Here is a 20,941-nt window from a genome sequence, read left to right as displayed (position 1 = left end):
GTAATATGAAGTATGGAAAAACGGCTCGCCCATTATGATCTAAAGACGATCATCGCCATCGTAAAAGAACGGCGCGCAGCAGTATTCACCAAGACCGCAATCGATGGCGGGCGGCGTATGGAACTCACGGTTGGCGAAATGATCGACGTCATCTGCGGGCTCAATGCAAAGTGTCTCTATAAGTCGATGACGACCCACAGCGACACCACTGTTTGGCAGGATGTCTATTATGCGGATACCCCCGGCGGCAGGGCCTATATCAAGCTGACGCTCTGAACGAACGGAGCATTGGTTATACAATTCAAGGAGTTGGAGTCATGAGCGATATCTGCATGTGCTGCGATTCTGGCGCAGAAATGTCCGCCTTTTCAAACGAAACCCACCGCATCGAACATCATGGACTGGTTATCGAGATCGAAGGCCTTTCCGGCTTTCGCTGCCCGGTCTGCGGCGAAATCGAGTTTGATGCTGAAAGCGCCGAGCGCTACGCCGAGGCAAGTGATGCACTCGTACTGGAAGCCCGCCGTTCCACGGGTAAGGAGTTACGGCGCATCCGTAAAAAGCTGGGAATGAATCAGCTGGAAGCATCGAAAATTACCGGTGGCGGGCACAATGCCTTTTCGCGCTATGAAACCGGCAAGGTTACGCCTACGGCTGCCGTCATTAATCTCTTCCGCGTGCTGGAGAAGCACCCGGAGGAACTTGAGGAGCTTAAGCGGGCATAGCCCTGACACGCCACCTCACCGCGAAATCCGTGTCGACAATATCACCGAAGACAGGGTCCGCTCCACGCCATCAAGCGCACCGATTCCATCGATCAGCCGGTCTAGATCGGCAATCGACGGTGCCGTCAGAATGGCGATGAGGTCGAAGCTGCCGCTTACGGAATGCAGCGTCGTCACCTCCTTGGTCGCCGCAAGCGCGGCTGTCACGCCCGCCAAAGCTTTTGGTGCGATCGTAATCAGCACATGTGCCCGCACCAGCCCCGAAAGATAGCTGTCGGAAAGCCTGATGCCATAGCCCGCAATCACCCCTTCCGCCTCCAGCCGCTCGATACGCGCCTGCACGGTGGTGCGGGAAAGCCCAAGTTTGCGCGCCAGCTCAGCCACCGGCATCCGCGCATTCTCGGCCAGCAGCGACAGCAGCGCCCGGTCTTTTTCGCTTATCGGCATAATGCACAATCCTGTTGGCGATCTGGTCAATCTTACGGGTAAATCTGCACAGTGTGAAGCTACGAATCGACGCGAATTGGCGGCATCATGGTACCTCAGTGCATTATCGCGAGGGGACAAAAATGAAACACATCGTCATTATCGGTGCAGGCAATATCGGCTCTGCAATCGCTTGGATGCTGGCCGTGACCGGCGATTACCGCGTCACCGTTGCGGACCGCTCTGCAGACCAGCTTGCCAATATTCCGGGCCATGAGCGCATCGATACCGAGATCGTCGACATCACCGATCGCCCTGGCCTGCAGGCTTTGCTGAAGGACAAGTTCGCCGTGCTGTCGGCAGCACCCTTCCACCTCACTGCCGGCATTGCCGAAGCTGCCGTTGCCGTCGGCACGCATTATCTCGACCTTACCGAAGACGTCGAATCCACCCGCAAGGTCAAGAAGCTTGCCGAAACCGCCGAATGCGCGCTCATCCCGCAATGCGGCCTTGCACCCGGCTTCATCTCCATCGTCGCCGCAGATCTTGCCGCCCGCTTCGACAAGCTGGACAGCGTGCGGATGCGCGTCGGCGCGCTTCCGCAATATCCGTCCAACGCCTTGAATTATAATCTCACATGGAGCACGGACGGGCTCATCAACGAATATATCGAGCCCTGCGAAGCCATTGTCGAGGGACGCCTTACCGCCGTTCCTGCACTCGAAGAACGCGAGGAATTCTCGCTCGACGGCATGACCTACGAGGCCTTCAACACCTCGGGTGGCCTTGGCACGCTTGCCGCCACGCTGGAAGGCAAGGTGCGCACCATGAATTACCGCACCATCCGTTATCCCGGCCACGTTTCCATCATGAAGGCCCTGCTCAACGACCTCAACCTGCGCAACAGGCGTGATGTGCTGAAAGACCTGTTCGAAAATGCCCTGCCCGCCACCATGCAGGATGTCGTCATCGTCTTCGTTACCGTTTGCGGCACGAAGAATGGACGTTTCATGCAGGAGACCTATGCCCACAAGGTCTACGCCGGACCGGTCTCTGGCCGCATGATGAGCGCAATCCAGATCACCACCGCCGCCGGCATCACCACGGTCCTCGACCTTCTGGCGCAGGACAAGCTGCCGCAAAAAGGCTTTGTCAAACAGGAGGATATCGGCTTGGCAGACTTCCTTGCCAACCGCTTCGGCCAGTATTACGCGCCAAAGGAAAGTCTGGCAAAGGTGGGTTGATTTTGCAGCAGTGCCTGAGGGTAGGATTTACCCCACCCTCGGGCACCCGCCCATGATTACGTCCCGCAAAACGTCCGAAACACCCGCTCATGCCCCATGGGCGCTTGAGCGTAAACCACAAATTCCGGCAGCTCTTCATAGGGCCGCGCGGTAGCCTTCAGCATGGCGTGGAACGGCTCAAGATCGCCGTCTTCAACCGCCGCCGCAATCACCTCTTCGATACGGTGGTTGCGGGGAATGACTGCGGGATTGACCGCCCGCATGGCCTGCGCCCGCGCGCTTTCGGTCGTTGCTTCCTGCCAAGCCCGCTGGCGCCACCGGGCCAGCCATTCATCGGCACCGGCGAGGTCTATGAACATGCCGCGAAACGGCTCCGCGTTTCCATCGGCGGCGTCGCATAGCCTGCGGAACGTCAGCGTGTAATCCACTTCGGAACGGTGCATCAGGCTGAGCAGATCCTGCACCAATTGGCCGTCCGCATCGTCCTGCGTTGTCAGGCCAAGCTTCTTGCGCATCCCGGAAAGCCAGAGCTTCGGGAAGGCCTCGGCGAATTCGGCAAGCACGGCATTGGCCTCTTCCACCGCCTTGTCCTCATCGTCGTCCAGAAGAGGCAGCAGGCATTCCGCCAGCCGCGCAATGTTCCATTGGGCAATGCCGGGCTGGTTGTTATAGGCATAACGCCCCTGCGCATCGATGGAGGAGAAGACCTTGTTAGGATTATATTCATCCATGAAGGCGCAAGGCCCAAAATCGATAGTTTCGCCCGAAATCGCGACATTGTCGGTGTTCATGACACCGTGGATGAAGCCCACCATCATCCAGCGGCATATGAGTTCGCGCTGGCGTGCAGCAATCGCCTGTAGCAGCGCAAGATAGGGCTTCGGCTCCGCCCGAACCTCCGGATAATGCCGCTCGATCACATAGTCACACAGCGCCTTGATGGCGTCGGTGTCTTCACGCGCGGCAAAATACTGAAAGGTGCCGACGCGAATATGGCTTGCCGCAACACGCGTCACGACGCCACCGGGCAGACCGGTTTCCCGCTGCACCCGCTCTCCCGTCGCCACCGCCGCCAGCGCCCGTGTTGCGGGAATGCCGAGCGCGTGCATGGCTTCGGAAACGATATATTCGCGCAGGACAGGACCGAGTGCGGCCCTTCCATCGCCCCGGCGTGAGAAGCGCGTCGGGCCGGACCCCTTGAGCTGGATGTCGCGGCGTTTGCCATTGGTATCAATGACTTCGCCGAGCAAGATCGCCCGGCCATCGCCCAGCTGTGGCACGAAATTGCCGAACTGATGGCCCGCATAGGCCATGGCCAGCGGCTCGGCACCCGCAGGCACCACATTGCCGGAAAAAATTGCCGCGAGCCTTGCGTCGTCAACGCCGGAAAGGTCGAGGCCAAGCTCCTGCGCAAGCTCATGGTTGAAGGCAATCAGCAAGGGTGCTGCAACCGGCGTTGGCAGGACTGCTGCGGAAAAATGCTCCGGCAGGCGGGCATAGGAATTGTCGAAACGGATCACGGGTTTTCTCCCTGTTTCCACTCATATGGGGACAGGCAACCGCAAATTCGAGGGTACCGGGACCGCAAAGGTCGGGCCTTTTCGTGCAAGATGACGCGAACCTGCGAAAGATTACAACCCATTAATCACAATTGAATTACACAACCAGTGCTAGCAGTATCCGTTTTCAATTTCCATCGGGGTTTGTGTGGGGCAAATGCATATGAAATCAGGTTTTTCACCGATATTGGCGGCTGGCTTTCTGTCCATCTGTCTTACCGCGCCTTCGTCGGCGCAGCAGATCGTCTACGCGGATCAGGGCAGCAACTGGAACGCCACCACCCGTAATTCATACTACACGCAGGATCAGGGCTCGCGCTTGATGCCTCTGTCGTGGTTGCAGGCGCTGAAGCGGCCGGATGGAACGAGCTTTCTGGCTGATGGCCTGACCCGCTATGGATATCTGCCCATGACGGGACCATCTTCTGGCTTGCCTGTCGGCTTTCCGGTAACAGGCGATGGCCCGCAGCAAATGGTCGGCATGACCTGTTCGGCTTGCCACACCCGCGAAATTGCGGTGTCCGGCACGCGCTACCGCATCGATGGAGGACCCGCACTCGTTGATTTTCACGGCCTTCTGGTGGACATAAACACCGCCACACAGACGATTGCCAATGACAAGGCCGCTTTCGATGCCTTCGCGAAGGAGGTGCTTGGCACCGAATATCAGGACCCCAATAGCCTTGCATGGCTGGAGACCGACTTCCGGCTCTGGGCCCAGCGTTTCAACGCCATCGTCGCCAATGGCGTGCCGCATGAAAACTGGGGCGTTGGCCGTCTGGATGCGGTCGGGATGATCTTCAACCGCCTGACGGGTCTGGATATCGGCCCGCCCCCCTCCAATCTTCTGGTTGCCAATATCAAGCCTGCGGATGCACCGGTGCGCTATCCGTTCCTCTGGAACGCCGCCATTCAGGATTACACGCAGTGGCCGGGCTTTGCCGCCAATGGCAGCGATCTCCTGGGCCTCGCCCGCAATGTTGGCGAAGTCTATGGCGTCTTTGGAGAATTTGCACCGAAGAAGGAAAAATGGTCGCTGCTGGGCTATGATTATCTGGCTGGCAATTCCGTCAATTTCAGCGGGCTTTCCACACTGGAAGGCCTGATCAAGAAAATGGGACCGCCGAAATACCCCTTCCCGGTCGATCAGGCACTGGCGGCCCAGGGTGCTGTGGTTTTCAACCGCACCGGCAACAATGGCTGCGCGGACTGTCATAGCATCCAGCCGGGTAAATCGCGTCTGTTCAACAAGACGTGGAGGACACCCATTCTGGATGTCGGCACCGACAGCCGCCAGTACGACGTGATGAGCTGGACCGCCTCGACAGGCGTCATGCAGGGAGCCCGTATCCCGTTCCTGAACGACAAGCTGGGCAAGACGGAGCCATCTATCGACATCCTCACCGTTGCGGTGGCGGGAAGCATCCTGCAGCACTATGGCAGCATATTGCTGGACACCCGCGAAAACGGCGCATCGCTGAAGGCCGCCGCCCCCACCGCGGACGCGAAGACCGCCAGCATTCCGGAACTGCGGCTGCCGAGCAACCTGCGTGAACTGAAGGAAGCCTTTCCAAGGTCGCGCGGTGAAGGCCGCACCGTCATGAAGAAGACGGCACCGGATGGCTCGACGGCCTTCAAATATGAATCGCGGGTGATACAGGGCATCTGGGCAACAGCACCATACCTGCACAACGGCTCCGTGCCGACACTGGCGGACCTGCTTAAACCCGCCGCCGAACGCCCGGCACAATTCAATGTCGGTCGCGATTATGACATTGAAAAGGTCGGCCTTGCGTCCACGCAAAGCGGTGTTTCCTCAACAACCGTCACCACCGGCTGTGAAAACCGTAACTCCGGCAACAGCCGCTGTGGTCATGAATTTGGCACGACCCTTCCGGATGCGGAAAAGCGCGCCCTGCTGGAATATTTGAAGACCCTTTGAGCCGCGGACCGGCACGGTTTCCCTGCCCCGGCCTCCCGGCGGCGATGGGGACCGTGCGGTACCCGTAATATTTATGCGAGTTCGCTCGTGCCTAGAAAGCCGCACTTGCTATGGCAAGCTTGCGGTTTTTCATATCGGCGACAAGGCTCTGGAAATCCAGGGATTTGAAATCCTTCACCGGCAGCGCTACCGCATCTGATGAAGCAAGCTGCGGTGGCTGGCAGTCGATGCAGGCGGCATTTGCCATGGGCGGGGACACCGCTTCCTCACCCTTGAAGCCGGATCGCAGACTTGCCGAACGCCTATCCATTGGCTCAAAACCGAACCGGCCTAGACCAGCGGCGTCAAAGCTGCGGTCAGTCGGCGGCTTCATCGCCTGCAACCACGAACGGGCAATCATTCGTTGGCCTTGCGACACGGTATAGTGAAGCGTTTGAGCCTGTTCGGCCTCTTGCGGGCCGCAGCCAACACTGCCTGCCTGCGTCGCTGCCGGAACGGCACAACACAGCAATAGGGTCGCAATCGCGGTTCTTGAACGGAAAGCCGTCATCTCATCGCTCCCAGCCGAATCAGTGCCCAATTTCTGCGGGCGGGCAATGGCGAGGGTGCATTGATTAACAGATAATTTCAACTATAAATAAATTAGAATTAACTTTACGACCCTGAAAACCGGGCATCTCACCTCAAAATCGTTAAAGACAGACGGCATTTCCCGCGGCGGAAGCAAGTCCGTCCGGTTGTGCTTGCACCTCTATTCACATTGGCATGTGTTCGGCGCGATCTGGCTGGCGGTGCCCGTGCGCGCACCAGCCAGCGCCACGTCTGTTGTTGCGGATGAACTTTAACCTGCCACTTTCGTTCCTATGCTGTTGTTGCACAGACATGAAAGGAAGTGGGAATGAACGATACCGCCTTGCCCGTAGAGATCGAAAGCGCAATCCGCACCATCCAAACCGATCTTCCGGTCAATGCGACCTTCCATGTGTGGCTGAAGGCGAAGAAAGCGGAGGAACCGGGCTCGGTGTCCTTCTCCAATCACAATGGCAAGTTCGGTGAAGTCTCCTCCACCAATGTCGATGAATACAACTTCCGTATCTATCAGGTGTTCGGCGGCGGGCGGGTTGAGCTCAGCTACGATACCGTCACCACAGCAGTCTCGGTGATCTACTGGTTCACGGCCTCGGATGTGCTGGAAACCGGCATTACCGTGGTCCATACCAAGCCTGATAATGCCGCGCCTGATCTGCCGGATAGCTACCATTTCCGCCCACCCTTCGGCTGGATGAACGATCCCAACGGCTTTGGCCGCTTCGAGGGACGCCCGCACCTGTTCTATCAGCATTATTCGCACGGCTTGCGCTGGAACACGATGCATTGGGGCCATGCGGTGTCTTCGGATTACCTGCGCTGGCGGCATCTGCCGATCTTCCTCTTCCCATCCGAAGACCTCACCACCCGACCGGACAAGCGCGGCGGTGCCTATTCGGGCTCCACCATTCCGCTGGTCGAAGGCACCGGCATCCGCGTGTTCTTTACCGAGCAGGTGCAGGACCGCGTACCCGAACAGCAGATTCAGCTGACCGCAACATCCTCGGACCTCATCATGGCCGGTCAGGCAGATGTAATCCTGGGCCACCGCCCGGATGGGCAGGGACTGACGCCTGATTTTCGTGATCCCTATGTGGTGCGCGGCCCGGACGGGCTGTGGAAAATGCTTCTGGGCAGCCAGAGCGATGGCGGCGGGGTGATCCTTCTTTATGAAACGCAGGATCCGACAGCCGCCTCTGGCTGGACCTATGTCGGCAAGCTGTGGGTGGAAACGCGCTACAAGACAACCGCCATAGAGTGCCCCTGCCTTCTGCCGCTCGATGGTCCCGCCAATTCCCGCTCCACCCGCTGGGTGCTGACCTACGGCCTCATGCATTCGGAAGATGCTGCAACCGGCCGCAAGAACCTCACCATGGCCGATGTCGGCTGGTTCGATGGCAAGACTTTCGTCAAGGAATTCGGGCAGGAGCTGGATTTCGGCACCGACAACTACGCCTTTCAGGCTTTCCTTGATGGCGATACCATTGTCGGCATTGGCTGGCTGGCCAACTGGGCGGATGCAACACCGGAAATCGATTTCCCAACGGCCATGACGCTTCCACGCCGCATTCATTTCTCCAACGGCGCCCTGCTGACACCGCCGATTGGTGCGGCGGAAAGCCTACGCCACCGCATTCTCGACCGGACCAGACTGGCCGCCGGTGAAAAGGTGGAGTTCCCCACCGGCGCTGTCGAGCTTCTGTTCGAGCTCACCAAACCCGGCCTTCCCTTCGAGCTGGAGCTCGATCATCCCGATGTCAGGCTCGGCGTCGTCTGCGATGAAACCGGCCTCTGGATTCGCCATGAGGATGGCAGCAGCGATGCCACCTCGCCGCGCTATATCTCGCAGGGCGCGCGTCCGTTCCGGCTGCGCATCTTCATCGATTATGGCTCAATCGAGGTGTTTGCGGATCACGGGCGCTATGTCGGCACTAAGCGCATCGCCAGCTTCGAGCCGGTGCGGTCGGCGACGCTGAAAACCACCGAAGGTGCAGTTGCGCACGCCACCATCTGGTCGCTCAAGCAATAGGCGTCAGGAACATTCCGCGTGTTTTACCGTTCTCTTAACAATAGAACGACACACAGGAGAGCTTCATGACCAAGATACAGGAAACCGATCCCATTCTCTTTCCGTCTGAGGCGAACGAGAACAAGGGCGAGAAGAAGCGCGCTGGCCAGGGCATTATCCTCGTCATCGCCGCCATCGGCATCATGGCCTTCGTCATCTACATGACGATGATCGTGTTCGCTACTACCCAATCCTGACGCATTGCTGACCAAATCCCTGTAATCAAAAGGAATTCCATCATGGACCCGCGTACCCCGCTCACAGAAAACGAAGATGCCCTCGATCAGGATCTGGTTGATCTCGAGGTAGACGACCTGCCTGCGGACGGCGAGCTTTCACAGCAGGTTGAGCAGGAACTCCGCGAGGAAGAATCCGAAAGCGAAGACGACGCCTATCAGGAAAGCGACGAGGCCCTGCCGGATGATATGGAAGAGCGCGTCATCGACCGCAACCCTTCCCGCGAAGGCGGCGCTTTCGACGAGGTGTAAACCCCGATCTTAAACAGCTGGTTATTGGAAGGCGGCAGGACCGATGGTCCCGCCGCTTTTTTTATGCGTTCAGTCGATGCGGGACGGGCTGTAGCCAACGTCACGCATGGCCGCCTCAGCCGCATCGGCATCGCCCGCGACAGTCACCCTGTGCGTTGCCAGATCGACCGTGACGTCAGCGCCGGGAAGTGCTTCCGAAAGCGCGCCGCGCACCGTCTTTTCGCAGTGGGCGCATGTCATGTCGGGTACGGAAAATATTGATGTCATAGGTCTTTCCTTTCAGCGCTTAACTTTGATGTCTGTTCCTGGATGAACCGGCGTGTCGGTCCCGGCCAGGTCGTCCAGTATCGGGCAATCGGGCCGGTTATCGCCGCCGCAACAATGGGCAAGGTGGGATAGTGTGTTCACCATGCCCTTCATTTCCGCAATCTTGCGCTCCAGATCGGCAATATGGGCAAGCGCAATGTCTTTGACGGCAGCACTTTCCCGGCCTTTATCGCGCCACAGCTTCAGCAGCGTTTCCGTTTCTTCCAGCGAAAAGCCGAGCGTGCGGGACCGTTTTATGAAGCGCAGATTGTGGATGTCCTGATCGCCATAGGTGCGATAATTATTGCCTGTCCTCATGGCTGGCGTGATAAGGCCGATCTGCTCGTAATAGCGGATCATCTTGGCGGAAACGCCCGATGCCTGAGAGGCTTGCCCGATATTCATAGCGCATCCTTTCGGTCTGAGATCGCAACCCTCTTCAACCGCAGAGCATTGCCCAGCACGAAGACGGACGACAGCGCCATGGCGCCCGCCCCCAGCATGGGAGAAAGCGTGATGCCAAAGGCGGGATAGAGAACGCCAGCGGCCACCGGAATGAGTGCTGCATTGTAACCGAAGGCCCAGAACAGGTTCTGGCGAATGTTGCGCATGGTGGCACGGCTCATTTCCATGGCGTGAACCACGCCAACAAGGTCTCCGCTCACCAGCACGACATCGGCGCTTTCAATGGCCACATCGGTGCCGGTACCGATGGCGATACCGATATCGGCCCGGGCAAGCGCCGGTGCGTCATTGATGCCATCTCCAACGAAAGCGATGCTTCTTTCGCCCTTTCGCAGATCTTCGATGGCCTGCACCTTGCCCTCCGGCAACACCTCGGCCAGAACCCTGTCTATGCCCACCTGCCGGGCAATGGCCTGAGCGGTCCTTGCATTGTCGCCGGTCACCATGACGACCTCGACACCGAGATTTTTCAGGGAACGGATTGCATCCGCACTCGATGGCTTCAGGGGATCAGCCACTGCAATGATGGCCGCCAGCCTGCCGTCGATGGCGGCATAGAGCGGCGTCTTGCCCTCGTCAGCCAGACGCTGTGCGTCCTGCGCGAAAGGCTTGACCGACAGTCCGAGCTTGACCATCAGCCGGTCTGCGCCCACCGCGACCTGTCTGCCATCGACCGTCGCCGAAATCCCGTAGCCAGTCAGACTTTCGAACGCGGTGATGGTCGGCTGCCGGTCCGGTGCTACCGCAGGGTTTCTTGTCTTTGCTGCCTCAACGATTGCCTCGGCAACGGGGTGTTCCGAGCGGCTTTCAACGGCAGCGACCAGCGACAGAACCTCTCCCTCATCAAAGCCATCTGCGACAATGAGATCGGTCATCTCAGGCATTCCCTTGGTCACCGTGCCGGTCTTGTCGAGGACAACCACATCGGCAGACCGCAGCGATTGCAGGGCTTCTCCCTTGCGAAACAGCACGCCCAGTTCCGCAGCCCTGCCGGTGCCCACCATGATGGATGTCGGCGTGGCGAGCCCCATGGCGCAGGGGCAGGCGATGATGAGAACTGCGACCGCATTGATCAACGCAAAGGTGTAGGCAGGCTCAGGCCCGAACATTGCCCAGACGATGAATGTAAGGATTGCAATGGCAATGACGACAGGCACGAACAGCGCCGTGACGCGGTCCACCAGAAGCTGGATCGGCAACTTTGCGCCCTGCGCCTGCTCCACCAGCCGGATGATCTGCGACAGCATCGTATCGGCGCCGACCTTGGTTGCCTGGAATTTCAGCGTGCCGTTTTTGTTGATGGTCCCGCCCGTAACGGATGCGCCAAGCGCTTTTTCCACCGGCACCGGCTCGCCCGAGATCATGGATTCATCGATGAAGGACGAGCCTTCCACGACCTTGCCATCCACGGGCAGACGCTCGCCAGGGCGGATGATGACGATATCGCCAACCCTCACCTCATCAGCGGGAATATCCACTGTCTGCCCGTCTCTCTCCACCCGCGCGGTCTTTGCCTGAAGCGTCATCAGCTTGCGGATGGCATCGCCGGTTCTGCCACTGGCGCGCGCTTCCAGCAGGCGCCCGAACAGGATGAGCGTGACGATGACAGTCGCCGCCTCGTAATAGACATGGCGGGCATTTTCCGGCAGCAGGCCCGGCGCAAAGGTCGTCACCAGAGAGTAGAGGTAGGCCGCGCTGACGCCGAGGGCAACCAGAGAATTCATCTCGGGCGCGCCGCGCAGCAAAGCCGGAATGCCGCTTTTCAGAAACCGCAGACCCGGCCCTGATATGACCGCCGTCGCCAGCAGGAAATAGAGGTAATAGAGGTTCTGGACGTCGATGACGCCCATCAGCCAATGATGCATGGGTGCATAGAGATGACCGCCCATTTCCAGAATGAAAAGCGGTGCCGTCAGGATAGCAGCGACGGTCAGGTCGCGCTTCAAACGAACCTCATCACCGGCGTGATGCGTATGGTCATGGCCTGCGGCAGCGTCGTCATGGGCTTCGCCATGGTGCGGCTTTTTCTGCTTTGCCAGCGCAAAGCCAGCGGCCTTTGCCGTCTCAACCAGCATCTCGCCTTCGCGATTTCCCCCCATGCCCTCGACGGTAACATGGCCAGCCTCATCAACTTCGGCATTGAGCGTCGTCGCAACCGCCTCCAGCACGGCTTTCAGCCGCGCCGCATCCTGCGGGCCTTTCAGCCCGGTTGCGAAGAGTTCATGCCGTTCGGGCACAACCTCATAGCCAATCTTCTTGACGGCAGCGGCAAGCGTCTTTGCCGAAAAGCCATCGGCAGCCTCAACGGTCAGCTTTCTGGTGGCGAAATTGACCGAGCTTGTCGCGACACCCGGCACCTTGCCAGCGGCAGTCTCGACGCGCCGCACGCAGGACGCGCAGGTCATCCCGTCCACGGACAGGGAGATCGGTTCGGCCTGGGTCAACGTCTTGATGGTCTCGTTCATGGGATTTCCCCTTTCACGAGCCGTTGTAATGGTTACCATCATGGGAAGGTCAAGCGGCTTTTGCGCTCTTTGGAGCTTTTCTCCTGGCGAGGGTGCGAGCTGCGACCTTAAGGCTAAGAAAGCCGCCGCATCCCTGTATAAATCAATTCAATACTTTATTATCGCGTCGCAATAATATTCTAAATTAGATATTTCAATATATTCGAGGACTATCTGGAATAAAAAAACGATCTATGCTTAAAACCGTTAACGAATATTAACGGGGGTTCAATATGCGTTTCTTCTTGTTCGCCGGCATGGCTGCCGGAATGATGACACTTGCTTCATGCGGCACCATGTCCAAGGAAGAATGCCGCGTGGCTGACTGGACGGTGGTCGGCGACACGGATGGCGCAGCCGGATATGAGCCCCAGAGCCGCTTTGCAGATCATGTCCGATCCTGTTCCAAAAGCGGTGCCACGCCAAACCAGACGCAATGGTATCAGGGCTACCAGACCGGCATCAAACGCTTCTGCACCCCGCTCAGTGGCGCATCCCACGGAGAAGGCGGCGGTGCATACAACAATGTCTGCCCGGTCGAGATGGAAAAAGACTTCGTGCGCGGCTACAGCCTCGGAAAGCGGGTCTACGACCTGCGTTCACGCATCGATTCATTGCGCTCTGACATAAGCTCGCGAGAGTCGGAGGCAGACCGCCTGTCGGAAGACCTGAAAAAGGCCGAGGACAAGGACCGCCGCGGCATCCGCGACCGGATAGACGATCTGGAGCGGGACCGCAGCCGCGCCCGCCGCGAGGCCGATGATCTCGGCTACGACCTCCAGGACGCCGAACGCGACCTCGCCTATTTCCGCCAGAACCCGAACGCGCCGATGTATCGTGGCGGCTATTGAGCGTAGCTTGAACGTGATGCCCAATTGAGCTACATAATGGGCACAAAGGAGTAAGCTCATGACTGCGAATGCATATGTCAGGGCGCGTATAGACCAAGAACTGAAGGACGATGCGACGGCTGTTCTTGACAGCCTTGGCCTGACAGTTTCCGATGTCATGCGCATGATGTTGACCCGGATTGCCCGCGAAAAGGCTTTACCGATCGAGCTGACGCGCCCAAATGCAGAAACGCTGGCCGCCATGGAGGAGGCCCGCGAAATTGCCGCCAGAAAACATGGCCGCTTCAAGACATCGCAGGCCCTGCACGATGCGCTGGATAGCGAGGATAAGTGAAGGGCAAAAAGGATGGGGCAACAGGGGCGGCACAGAAGCGCACGACAGTGCCGCGCATGTGCGACTTTACCAAACAGTTCCTGAAAGACTGGAAGAGGCTCAATGATTCCGGCCGCTTCGACATGGTGAAGCTGAAAGAAGTCCTCATCCTTCTCATCGCCAATGACGCGCCGCTACCTGCACAATTTCGCGACCATGAACTGACCGGAGAATGGCGCGACTTTCGTGAATGTCACATTGGCGGTGATTTTCTGCTGATCTACAGGCTAGATGGGCCCAGCAATCTGGTCGTCTTTACGCGCGCGGGCACCCATTCCGAACTTTTTCGATAGAGCCTAACGATGAACCGAGAAGCGCGGTATATCGCGCAGGAATTCGTCGCGGACGACCTGCCCCATGGGGATGTCGGTTGGCTTGTCGTTGACGCGGAAGCGGACGAAGACGATGTGTTGGCCTTCGCGTTCTGCCCAGCCAACGAACCATCCGAAGGGGCGGTCGGGATCGGGTTTGCCATCGGGGGTCTTGAGGTTGCCGGTGCCGGTTATGCCATGCGCGCTCCAGGCCTCGGCACCATCATAAACAGGAATGATGGCCTTGGTCTTGTTCTGCGCATCGCGCGAGAATGGCAGGTTGTTGGCAAGAAGCCTGCGCATGAAGCCGATCTGCTCGACGGGCGAAATCTGCAGCGAGGTGCCGAGCCAGGCATCGGTCAGGCCGTTGTTTTCGCCCGCGTCACCGGCCACATCGGCATTGCCGAAGCCCAGTTTCTTGACGAGGGCTGAAAACTTTTCCTGCCCCAGACGGCTGGTGATTTCACGCGAGTACCAGAGCACGGATTCCTTCTGCCACGTCGTTGGATCGACTTTCTTGCGCGCGGCTGGCGGCGCTTCCATGCCTTTTTTCCATTCCCAGACGGGATTGAATTCATCCAGCAGTATACCGGACTCATAGCCGATCAGCGCCAGAGGCACCTTGAAGGTGGAGGCCGGAGAGGCCCGCTTGTCGCAGCTTCCCTGCTGGGTAATGACCGCTCCTGTTTCCACCGACGTGACGAAGGTGCATTCAAAGGGCGGCAATGATTGAGCACGCGCGGGCGCGACCATGATCATCAGGCATATGGGCAGAAAAAGCGCGAAACGATTGCGCATAGATGATCCTTGACTTGCCGACCATACATCATAGCCGGTATCGGGCATAAGAAAAGATGGGAGCGCATTAATGGCTCGATGCGGCAGGAATAGGACCGCCGTCGCACCCTGCCCCGCCGCCCTCACAGGCACGCCTGCTTCAAGCCTGCTCCGGTTGCTGGGCCAAAGGTTCGTCTCCCACCGTCAAGGGCCAGTCGACGACGTAGTTTTCGAAATCGTCCACCTCGACATCAAGCTCGCTGACGGTCCGCCCGCGCGCCGAAATGCCCGCAATATGCACCGTCTCACGATCTCCGGAAACGAGATGGTGCCACCAGTAAAGGTCCTCGCCATCGCGCACCAGCGCATAGGCGCAGGTCGGCGGCAGCCAGCCGATCTCATTGACGAGCTTGAGGCTGAGCTGGATGCAATCGGGCACCGTGTCGCGCCTGTTCGGATAATCCGAACACTGACAGCTGTCTCCATCCAGCAACTGGCAGGCGACAGAGGTGAAGACCACATCCCCGCTATCCCAATCCTCCAGCTTGTTGAGACAACAGAGACCGCAGCCATCGCACAGGCTTTCCCACTCGCTGTTACTCATTTGCGCCAGCGTTTTGGTTTTCCAGAATGGCGCGTCACTCATCGTTAACATTTCCATTTCATTTTGCACCGGCGGGCTGCAACATGGCATAGCCCGTTTTGTCGTATCGCAATCTGTCGGATTATAAGATAATCCTTAAATCTGGCAGAGTGGTGGTGAGGGAATGACCCGCGCAAGGTTGCTGCGTCAAGCATCCGCTCGCCATATCGAACAGGAATTCGTTTCAGGTGCAGGAAGACAACAACAACAAACCGGCGCGCCGCAAACGCCATATTCTGCTGCGGATCGATTCATGGATCGATTCCGGCCTGTGGACAACCGCATCCCGCGTTTTCGACTTCTGGGAAGAGGTTACGATTGCCTCGCGCAAACTGCATGTCCGCGGCTGGAAGAAATTTCTCATCAACATCGCCGATGATGCGTTGACGGTTGGCACCGCCGGCACCGTGCTGATGCTGGCGCTGGCCCTGCCCGCCTTTGAGGAAACGAAGAAGGACTGGCGCTATCGCGGTGATTTCGCTGTTACTTTTCTGGACCGCTACGGCAACACGATTGGCCATCGCGGCATTATCCACGAAGATTCCGTGCCGATCGACCAGATGCCGGATCATTTCATCAAGGCTGTCCTGGCCACCGAAGACCGGCGCTTTTTCGAACATTTCGGCATAGACTTCATCGGCCTTGCCCGCGCCATGAGCGAGAATGCCCGCGCAGGCGGCGTCGTGCAGGGTGGCTCCACGCTGACCCAGCAGCTGGCGAAGAACCTGTTTTTGACCAATGAGCGCTCGCTGGAACGCAAGATCAAGGAAGCCTTTTTGGCGCTGTGGCTGGAAGCCAACATGTCCAAGAAGGAAATCCTCAGCCTTTATCTCGACCGCGCCTATATGGGCGGCGGCACCTTCGGCGCGGCGGCGGCAGCGCAATTCTATTTCGGCAAGAACCTGACGGATGTGACGCTGGCGGAATCCGCCATTCTGGCCGGCCTGTTCAAGGCACCGGCAAAATACGCACCGCACGTCAACCTTCCGGCAGCGCGCGCCCGTGCCAATACGGTTCTCTCCAACCTCGTGCAGGGTGGACTGATGACCGAAGGTCAGGTCGTTGGCGCGCGTCGCAACCCGGCAACCGTCATCGACCGCGAAGATGTCAAGGCGCCGGATTATTTCCTCGACTGGGCCTTTGACGAAGTGCAGCGGCTGGCCAAGGAAGGCAAGATCAAGGACCACACGGTCATGGTTCGCACCACGCTCGATACCGGCCTGCAGCAGGCTGCCGAGCAGGCCATGGAAGGCAGCCTTCGCGAATTCGGTGAAGGCTACAAGGTCAAGCAGGGCGCGATGGTGATGATCGAAAATCGTGGCGGCATTCGCGCCATGGTCGGCGGTCGTGACTATGGCGAAAGCCAGTTCAACCGCGCGACAGCCGCCCTTCGCCAGCCCGGATCGTCCTTCAAGGTCTATACCTATTCCGCCGCCATGGAGAAGGGCTACAAGCCGGAAACGCTGATTTCCGACGCCCCGGTGACCTGGCGCGGCTGGTCGCCACAGAACTACGGCCGCTCCTATGCGGGAAAGGTGACGCTGCAGACAGCACTCGCCAAATCCTACAACACGGTGCCCGTGCGGCTTGCCAAGGATGTGCTCGGCACGCAGATTATTGCCGATACGGCCAAGGCCATGGGCGTTGCAACGCCGCTTCGCACAGACAAGACCATTCCGCTCGGCACATCGGAAGTGACCGTGCTGGATCAGGCCACCGGCTATGCCGTGTTTCCGGCAGGCGGTATGCAGGCCCGTCGCCACGGCATAGAGCAGGTGCTGGATTACGAAGGCACGGTTCTCTACGATTTCGACCGTGATGAGCCGCCTGCGCAGCGCGTTCTTTCGGAAGAGGCCAATTCCAAGATGAACCGGATGCTGGTGACGATCCCCGTTGAGGGAACGGCGCGGCGGGGCGCACTCGACAATGGCATCGTCTCGGGCGGCAAGACCGGCACATCGCAATCCTACCGCGACGCATGGTATGTCGGCTTTACCGGCAACTACACCACCGCCGTCTGGTTCGGAAATGACGACTTCACCTCCATGAACAACATGACCGGCGGCGCCCTGCCCGCCATGACGTTCAAGCGGCTCATGGACTATGCCCATCAGGGCATGGAACTGCGCCCCATTCCCGGCATCCAGAACCCGCTGCCATCCGGCTCGCGACCACAGCCCGCCGCCGGTGCGGAAGTAGCATCGACAGACGCCAATGCCCTGCCAGCCCTCACCCGCCCCCGCGCCCTCTCTGCCGAAGCCACCCGCGTCATCCGCGCCATCGGCAAGAAGTTGAAGGAGGCGTCAGCCCCGACGATTACGGTGCAGAAGGTTGCGGATGTTGGTGGAGATGGTGTGAAGCGGTAGGTCCCGTTGACGAAGTTCTCGATCGTCGAAAAGCTCCAACTGTTATGGGTTGGGACATACACATAGCGAACGCCTAAGGAGATTTTCGATAAGTCTCGATCTGTGCGTTTGAAAGCAATTGTTGGCGGTTTGGCGAGGTCTTGGCTCGGCATTTTTTTGGGAGTTTGGCCGTCTATCACCCAGGTAAGACGCGACGGTACTGCCGGAAACGGCAAAGGCTACGATGGCGTTTTCCTGCACGAGGACTCTCTCATCCACGGGATCGGGACCGTCACTCCACCAAAGCCAACTTGAAAAACCCGAAAGTCCCTCGCAGCATTGCTTGCTTCAGCTGCAGCTGCAGCTAAGATATGGCCGCCATACTTTCTTGACAGGACCTGAGGTCGTCCAATAGAGAATAAACAATATTTTACTGTTTAATTTGTCTGAACCTTTTCTTTCGTTACGGTTTTCGATGTCGCTGATAGCGCTTTTTTCTATGGCTTTGTTGATAGCGGTGGGGTGCTTTAATTTTTCCACCTTTTTGGTATTCGGATATACTGCCCCCTTATCTGCGGTCGAGCTGACATTCATAGCTTTTGTGGCTTGCGCCGCATTTGCTCCACTCATGCCCTTGGGCACTGTGCTGCTTATAAGGTTTACGTCTCTCAGCCTGCGGTATTGGCAAGCAGCGTTGCTCTCAATTGCAACCGGGTTAATTGGTTCGGTCGGCACGCTCGTAACCGCGGTATTTGCAGCCGGTGGCTTCAGTATGACTTTTGTGCACGGGTTCGCACTGATCACCGCAATTATCAGTTCCTTGTTGCTATTGGTGAACCCACGCCAAGCGCCGCGTATTCAACGTGCTGGCTTTTATCTGATGATCTGCCCTTCGGCTGTCGCGATTTGGTCGCTGACGAATGCCGTGGCGTTGGCGATGTCTGCAACATCAATCGCAGGAACGCACCCTTTTTGTCTCGTCAGAGATGGGGACAACGAGGCAATCTCCCAGCTTATCGATCTGCGTGGCCTTTCGATCTATACAACGAAGCCGGGTTTCAAAGACGCAGATGTCTCGTTTTTTCACAGTGTTTTGTTCGTAAGAGTTGGAAACGAATTGAACTCCTACAACTGGAGCCTACGCGGAATGCGTTTCGAGCTGTTGGCAATACGGCAGTTTGGAGACTTTCCGTCCGACTGCACGCCGCAACAAGATTTTCTGCGCACCGTCCCCCTGGTCAGGATCTAACAGAAAGGTTCCAACCCTTTGCCTTCGCTGGATCGGAGATATGACCGCGCGGGCTTCTGTTTGTTGCTGGCGCCATATTTGTTGAGCTGCAACTAAATCCTTTTCAAACCGTTGATTTCCCGAGGTCGACCATCGTCGACCGTTTTTTCGTCGTGAGTTTCGGGGAATTCTCCATGAATGACATTTCGTCTCGCAGAGAGTCCTCTGCCTACCCATTTCAACTCTTCTTTGTACCATTTCCCTTCGTGTGCTTTTCGCTGGCGCTTTGTACGGACATTGCTTTCTGGCAGAGCGGTAACCTGATGTGGCTGAATTTTTCGGCTTGGTTGTTGTTTGCCGGGCTGGTGTTTGGCGGGCTGGCTGTTGTGGCCGGGTTGCTGGATCTGTTGCGGAAACGCACGCGGCCCATGCGGTCGTCTTTTCTCGCTATCATTCTGTTTCTGGTGATGCTGGTGCTGGCTTTCGCCAACAGCCTTGTCCATGCCGGTGATGGCTGGACGGCGGTCGTGCCCTATGGGTTGCTGCTTTCGGCGGTCACATTTGCTGTTTCGCTCATGGCGGTGACGGCGTCTTCCCGTAAATATGCACGTCTGGCCTGGAGAGTATGATGGTAAGCTCGCGAATTCTTCTGTCCGCCGCGCTTTTGAGCGGCGTTCCCGTCATTCTGCCTGCCTGCAGCGGACAGGACGGCAATTTCGATCCGTCGCAGCAGATCGGCGCGGATCCCGTGCTGCCTGAGCCCTCCAGAAATCTCATTCCAGACCTGAAGGTTGCAGAGGTCATCGGCTGGAAGGATGGCGAGACGCCAACAGTGCCGGAAGGGCTGAAGATCACGCTCTACCAGAAGGATCTCGTCAACCCGCGCACCTTGCACACGCTGCCGAATGGCGATGTTCTGGTTGTGCAGTCGCGGGCACCGGCTGGCGAGCCCCCATCCCGGCCAAAGGACATCATTCGCGGCTGGATCATGTCGATTGCGCATGGCGAGACCGGCGAGCAGAAGCCGAGCAATATCATTACGCTTCTGCGCGACACCAATCGCGACGGCACCGTGGACGAGCGCCATGAGCTTCTGACGAAGCTGGATTCGCCCTTCGGCGTCGCCTTTGCAGACAACACGCTCTATGTTGCCACCTCCTCCAACATCATGGCCTATCCCTACGAGCTCGGTCAGAACGAGATCACGGCTGAGCCGAAGATCCTGACGCCGCTGCCCGGCGGCCCCATCAACCACCATTGGACCAAGGATCTGGCACTGAGCCCAGACGGCACGATGCTCTACGTCTCGGTCGGCTCCAATTCCAACATCGTGGAAAATGGCATCGAGGCCGAGAAGAACCGCGCGGCCATTCTTCAGGTGGACCGCCAGACTGGTGCGTTCAAGCTGTTTGCGTCTGGCTTGCGCAATCCCAATGGCCTTGCCTTCAACCCGGAAAGCAAGGAACTCTGGGCCGTCATCAACGAGCGTGACGAGCTGGGGCCAAACCTCGTTCCCGATTACATGACATCGGTGAAGGAAAACGCCTTCTACGGCTGGCCGTGGAGCTATTACGGCAACCATGTGGATGCCCGCGTTTATCCGCCGCGTCCGGACATGGTCGAAAAGGCCATCAAGCCGGACTACGCCCTGTCCAGTCACGTGGCGGCGCTCGGCCTGACCTTCTCGCTCAACTCCGCCCTGCCAGCCCCCTATGCCAACGGCGCCTTTATCGGCGAGCATGGCAGCTGGAACCGCAACGCCTTCAATGGCTACCGCGTGACCTATGTGCCGTTTGAAAACGGCAAGCCTGCGGGCAAGACGCAGGATGTGGTGACCGGCTTCATTCAGGGCGACAAGGCACGCGGTCGTCCGGTGGGCGTCGGCATCGATGGAACCGGTGCGCTGCTGGTCGCCGATGATGCCGGCAACGCAGTCTGGCGTGTCGCCGCAGCGGATGGAACGGTAACGCCAACACCTGTTGCGACGGATGATGTTTCTGCCAGCGGCCCGGCCTCGCCAGCCGCAGCGCCAGCATCAGCACCCGCTTCTCAACCGGCAGTACCGGCTGCGCCTTCGGCACCGGCAATCCAGCCCTAG

General features: G+C 58.5%; 22 protein-coding genes. 14 read left to right on the top strand and 8 right to left on the bottom strand.

Annotation, left to right across the window (positions count from 1 at the left end):
• Nucleotides 1–12: 12 nt before the first annotated feature.
• Nucleotides 13–276 (top strand): type II toxin-antitoxin system MqsR family toxin, encoded by a 264-nt coding sequence (locus ASF69_RS08505; protein ID WP_062586858.1) that lies wholly within the window; start codon nucleotides 13–15, stop codon nucleotides 274–276.
• A 41-nt stretch (nucleotides 277–317) separates the two neighbouring features.
• Nucleotides 318–725, top strand: coding sequence for a type II toxin-antitoxin system MqsA family antitoxin (locus ASF69_RS08500; protein ID WP_062586857.1), 408 nt, complete (start codon nucleotides 318–320; stop codon nucleotides 723–725).
• Between the two features lie 15 nt (nucleotides 726–740).
• Here ASF69_RS08500 and ASF69_RS08495 read toward each other — a convergent pair whose 3' ends face one another.
• Complete coding sequence (locus ASF69_RS08495) at nucleotides 741–1,172, bottom strand: Lrp/AsnC family transcriptional regulator (RefSeq protein ID WP_062586856.1); 432 nt, start codon at nucleotides 1,170–1,172, stop codon at nucleotides 741–743.
• A 122-nt stretch (nucleotides 1,173–1,294) separates the two neighbouring features.
• Here ASF69_RS08495 and ASF69_RS08490 point away from each other — a divergent pair, with 122 nt between their 5' ends.
• Entirely contained in the window at nucleotides 1,295–2,395 is a 1,101-nt protein-coding gene (locus ASF69_RS08490; RefSeq protein WP_062586855.1) for a saccharopine dehydrogenase family protein, read from the top strand.
• Between the two features lie 56 nt (nucleotides 2,396–2,451).
• Here ASF69_RS08490 and ASF69_RS08485 read toward each other — a convergent pair whose 3' ends face one another.
• Nucleotides 2,452–3,912: a protein adenylyltransferase SelO gene (locus ASF69_RS08485; RefSeq protein WP_062587235.1), complete on the bottom strand. Its 1,461-nt coding sequence runs from the start codon at nucleotides 3,910–3,912 to the stop codon at nucleotides 2,452–2,454.
• A gap of 205 nt (nucleotides 3,913–4,117) precedes the next feature.
• Between ASF69_RS08485 and ASF69_RS08480 the strand changes: the two genes are divergently transcribed.
• Entirely contained in the window at nucleotides 4,118–5,896 is a 1,779-nt protein-coding gene (locus ASF69_RS08480) for a di-heme-cytochrome C peroxidase (protein WP_244475425.1), read from the top strand.
• A 91-nt stretch (nucleotides 5,897–5,987) separates the two neighbouring features.
• Here the strand turns inward: ASF69_RS08480 and ASF69_RS08475 are convergent, their stop codons facing one another.
• Nucleotides 5,988–6,446, bottom strand: a complete 459-nt coding sequence (locus ASF69_RS08475; RefSeq protein ID WP_062586853.1) for a hypothetical protein — start codon at nucleotides 6,444–6,446, stop codon at nucleotides 5,988–5,990.
• Nucleotides 6,447–6,794: 348 nt separating this feature from the next.
• Here ASF69_RS08475 and ASF69_RS08470 point away from each other — a divergent pair, with 348 nt between their 5' ends.
• The 3 genes from ASF69_RS08470 to ASF69_RS08465 all read left to right on the top strand — a co-directional run bounded on the left by ASF69_RS08470 (nucleotide 6,795) and on the right by ASF69_RS08465 (nucleotide 9,040).
• On the top strand, nucleotides 6,795–8,513 hold the full coding sequence (locus ASF69_RS08470; protein ID WP_062586852.1) for a GH32 C-terminal domain-containing protein: 1,719 nt from the start codon (nucleotides 6,795–6,797) through the stop codon (nucleotides 8,511–8,513).
• A gap of 65 nt (nucleotides 8,514–8,578) precedes the next feature.
• The gene (locus ASF69_RS23345) at nucleotides 8,579–8,749 is read left to right on the top strand and encodes a hypothetical protein (protein WP_200939051.1); all 171 of its coding nucleotides are present in this window, start codon (nucleotides 8,579–8,581) and stop codon (nucleotides 8,747–8,749) included.
• Between the two features lie 42 nt (nucleotides 8,750–8,791).
• Nucleotides 8,792–9,040, top strand: a complete 249-nt coding sequence (locus tag ASF69_RS08465) for a hypothetical protein (RefSeq protein ID WP_062586851.1) — start codon at nucleotides 8,792–8,794, stop codon at nucleotides 9,038–9,040.
• 69 nt (nucleotides 9,041–9,109) lie between these two features.
• On the opposite strand, the gene ASF69_RS08460 is transcribed toward ASF69_RS08465, so the two are convergent.
• From ASF69_RS08460 to ASF69_RS08450, 3 genes are read right to left on the bottom strand one after another with little or no spacing between them, the layout of a single operon-like run.
• Entirely contained in the window at nucleotides 9,110–9,307 is a 198-nt protein-coding gene (locus ASF69_RS08460) for a heavy-metal-associated domain-containing protein (protein WP_062586850.1), read from the bottom strand.
• A gap of 12 nt (nucleotides 9,308–9,319) precedes the next feature.
• Entirely contained in the window at nucleotides 9,320–9,751 is a 432-nt protein-coding gene (gene cueR, locus ASF69_RS08455) for a Cu(I)-responsive transcriptional regulator (protein WP_062586849.1), read from the bottom strand.
• On the bottom strand, nucleotides 9,748–12,276 hold the full coding sequence (locus ASF69_RS08450; RefSeq protein ID WP_062586848.1) for a heavy metal translocating P-type ATPase: 2,529 nt from the start codon (nucleotides 12,274–12,276) through the stop codon (nucleotides 9,748–9,750). Before ASF69_RS08450 ends, cueR begins: the two co-directional genes overlap by 4 nt.
• 272 nt (nucleotides 12,277–12,548) lie before the next feature.
• On the opposite strand from ASF69_RS08450, the gene ASF69_RS08445 reads away from it, so the two are divergent.
• The 3 genes from ASF69_RS08445 to ASF69_RS08435 are packed head-to-tail and all read left to right on the top strand — an operon-like array spanning nucleotide 12,549 to nucleotide 13,832.
• The gene (locus ASF69_RS08445) at nucleotides 12,549–13,166 is read left to right on the top strand and encodes a DUF2799 domain-containing protein (RefSeq protein WP_062586847.1); all 618 of its coding nucleotides are present in this window, start codon (nucleotides 12,549–12,551) and stop codon (nucleotides 13,164–13,166) included.
• A 58-nt stretch (nucleotides 13,167–13,224) separates the two neighbouring features.
• A complete protein-coding gene (locus ASF69_RS08440) occupies nucleotides 13,225–13,500 on the top strand; it encodes a type II toxin-antitoxin system RelB/DinJ family antitoxin (RefSeq protein ID WP_062586846.1) in 276 nt (91 codons plus the stop codon).
• Nucleotides 13,497–13,832: a type II toxin-antitoxin system YafQ family toxin gene (locus ASF69_RS08435; protein WP_244475424.1), complete on the top strand. Its 336-nt coding sequence runs from the start codon at nucleotides 13,497–13,499 to the stop codon at nucleotides 13,830–13,832. The genes ASF69_RS08440 and ASF69_RS08435 overlap by 4 nt, the downstream gene beginning before the upstream one ends.
• 3 nt (nucleotides 13,833–13,835) lie before the next feature.
• Here ASF69_RS08435 and blaOXA read toward each other — a convergent pair whose 3' ends face one another.
• Nucleotides 13,836–14,609: a class D beta-lactamase gene (blaOXA, locus tag ASF69_RS08430; protein ID WP_348271377.1), complete on the bottom strand. Its 774-nt coding sequence runs from the start codon at nucleotides 14,607–14,609 to the stop codon at nucleotides 13,836–13,838.
• A 178-nt stretch (nucleotides 14,610–14,787) separates the two neighbouring features.
• Nucleotides 14,788–15,273, bottom strand: a complete 486-nt coding sequence (locus tag ASF69_RS08425; protein WP_062587233.1) for a YcgN family cysteine cluster protein — start codon at nucleotides 15,271–15,273, stop codon at nucleotides 14,788–14,790.
• A gap of 185 nt (nucleotides 15,274–15,458) precedes the next feature.
• Between ASF69_RS08425 and ASF69_RS08420 the strand changes: the two genes are divergently transcribed.
• From ASF69_RS08420 to ASF69_RS08405, 4 genes are all read left to right on the top strand, one after another.
• On the top strand, nucleotides 15,459–17,636 hold the full coding sequence (locus ASF69_RS08420) for a transglycosylase domain-containing protein (RefSeq protein WP_062586844.1): 2,178 nt from the start codon (nucleotides 15,459–15,461) through the stop codon (nucleotides 17,634–17,636).
• A gap of 454 nt (nucleotides 17,637–18,090) precedes the next feature.
• Nucleotides 18,091–18,864, top strand: a complete 774-nt coding sequence (locus ASF69_RS08415; protein WP_062586843.1) for a hypothetical protein — start codon at nucleotides 18,091–18,093, stop codon at nucleotides 18,862–18,864.
• Nucleotides 18,865–19,037: 173 nt separating this feature from the next.
• Nucleotides 19,038–19,472 carry a DUF2231 domain-containing protein gene (locus ASF69_RS08410; protein WP_062586842.1) on the top strand — a complete coding sequence of 145 codons (435 nt, stop codon included), beginning with the start codon at nucleotides 19,038–19,040 and terminating at the stop codon, nucleotides 19,470–19,472.
• Nucleotides 19,472–20,941 (top strand): sorbosone dehydrogenase family protein, encoded by a 1,470-nt coding sequence (locus ASF69_RS08405; RefSeq protein WP_062586841.1) that lies wholly within the window; start codon nucleotides 19,472–19,474, stop codon nucleotides 20,939–20,941. Before ASF69_RS08410 ends, ASF69_RS08405 begins: the two co-directional genes overlap by 1 nt.

The sequence above is a fragment of the Rhizobium sp. Leaf311 genome, assembly GCF_001423445.1.
Lineage (GTDB): Bacteria > Pseudomonadota > Alphaproteobacteria > Rhizobiales > Rhizobiaceae > Agrobacterium.
Note: the sequence above shows the minus strand (reverse complement) of the source record. Positions and strands in the feature narration are given on the sequence as shown.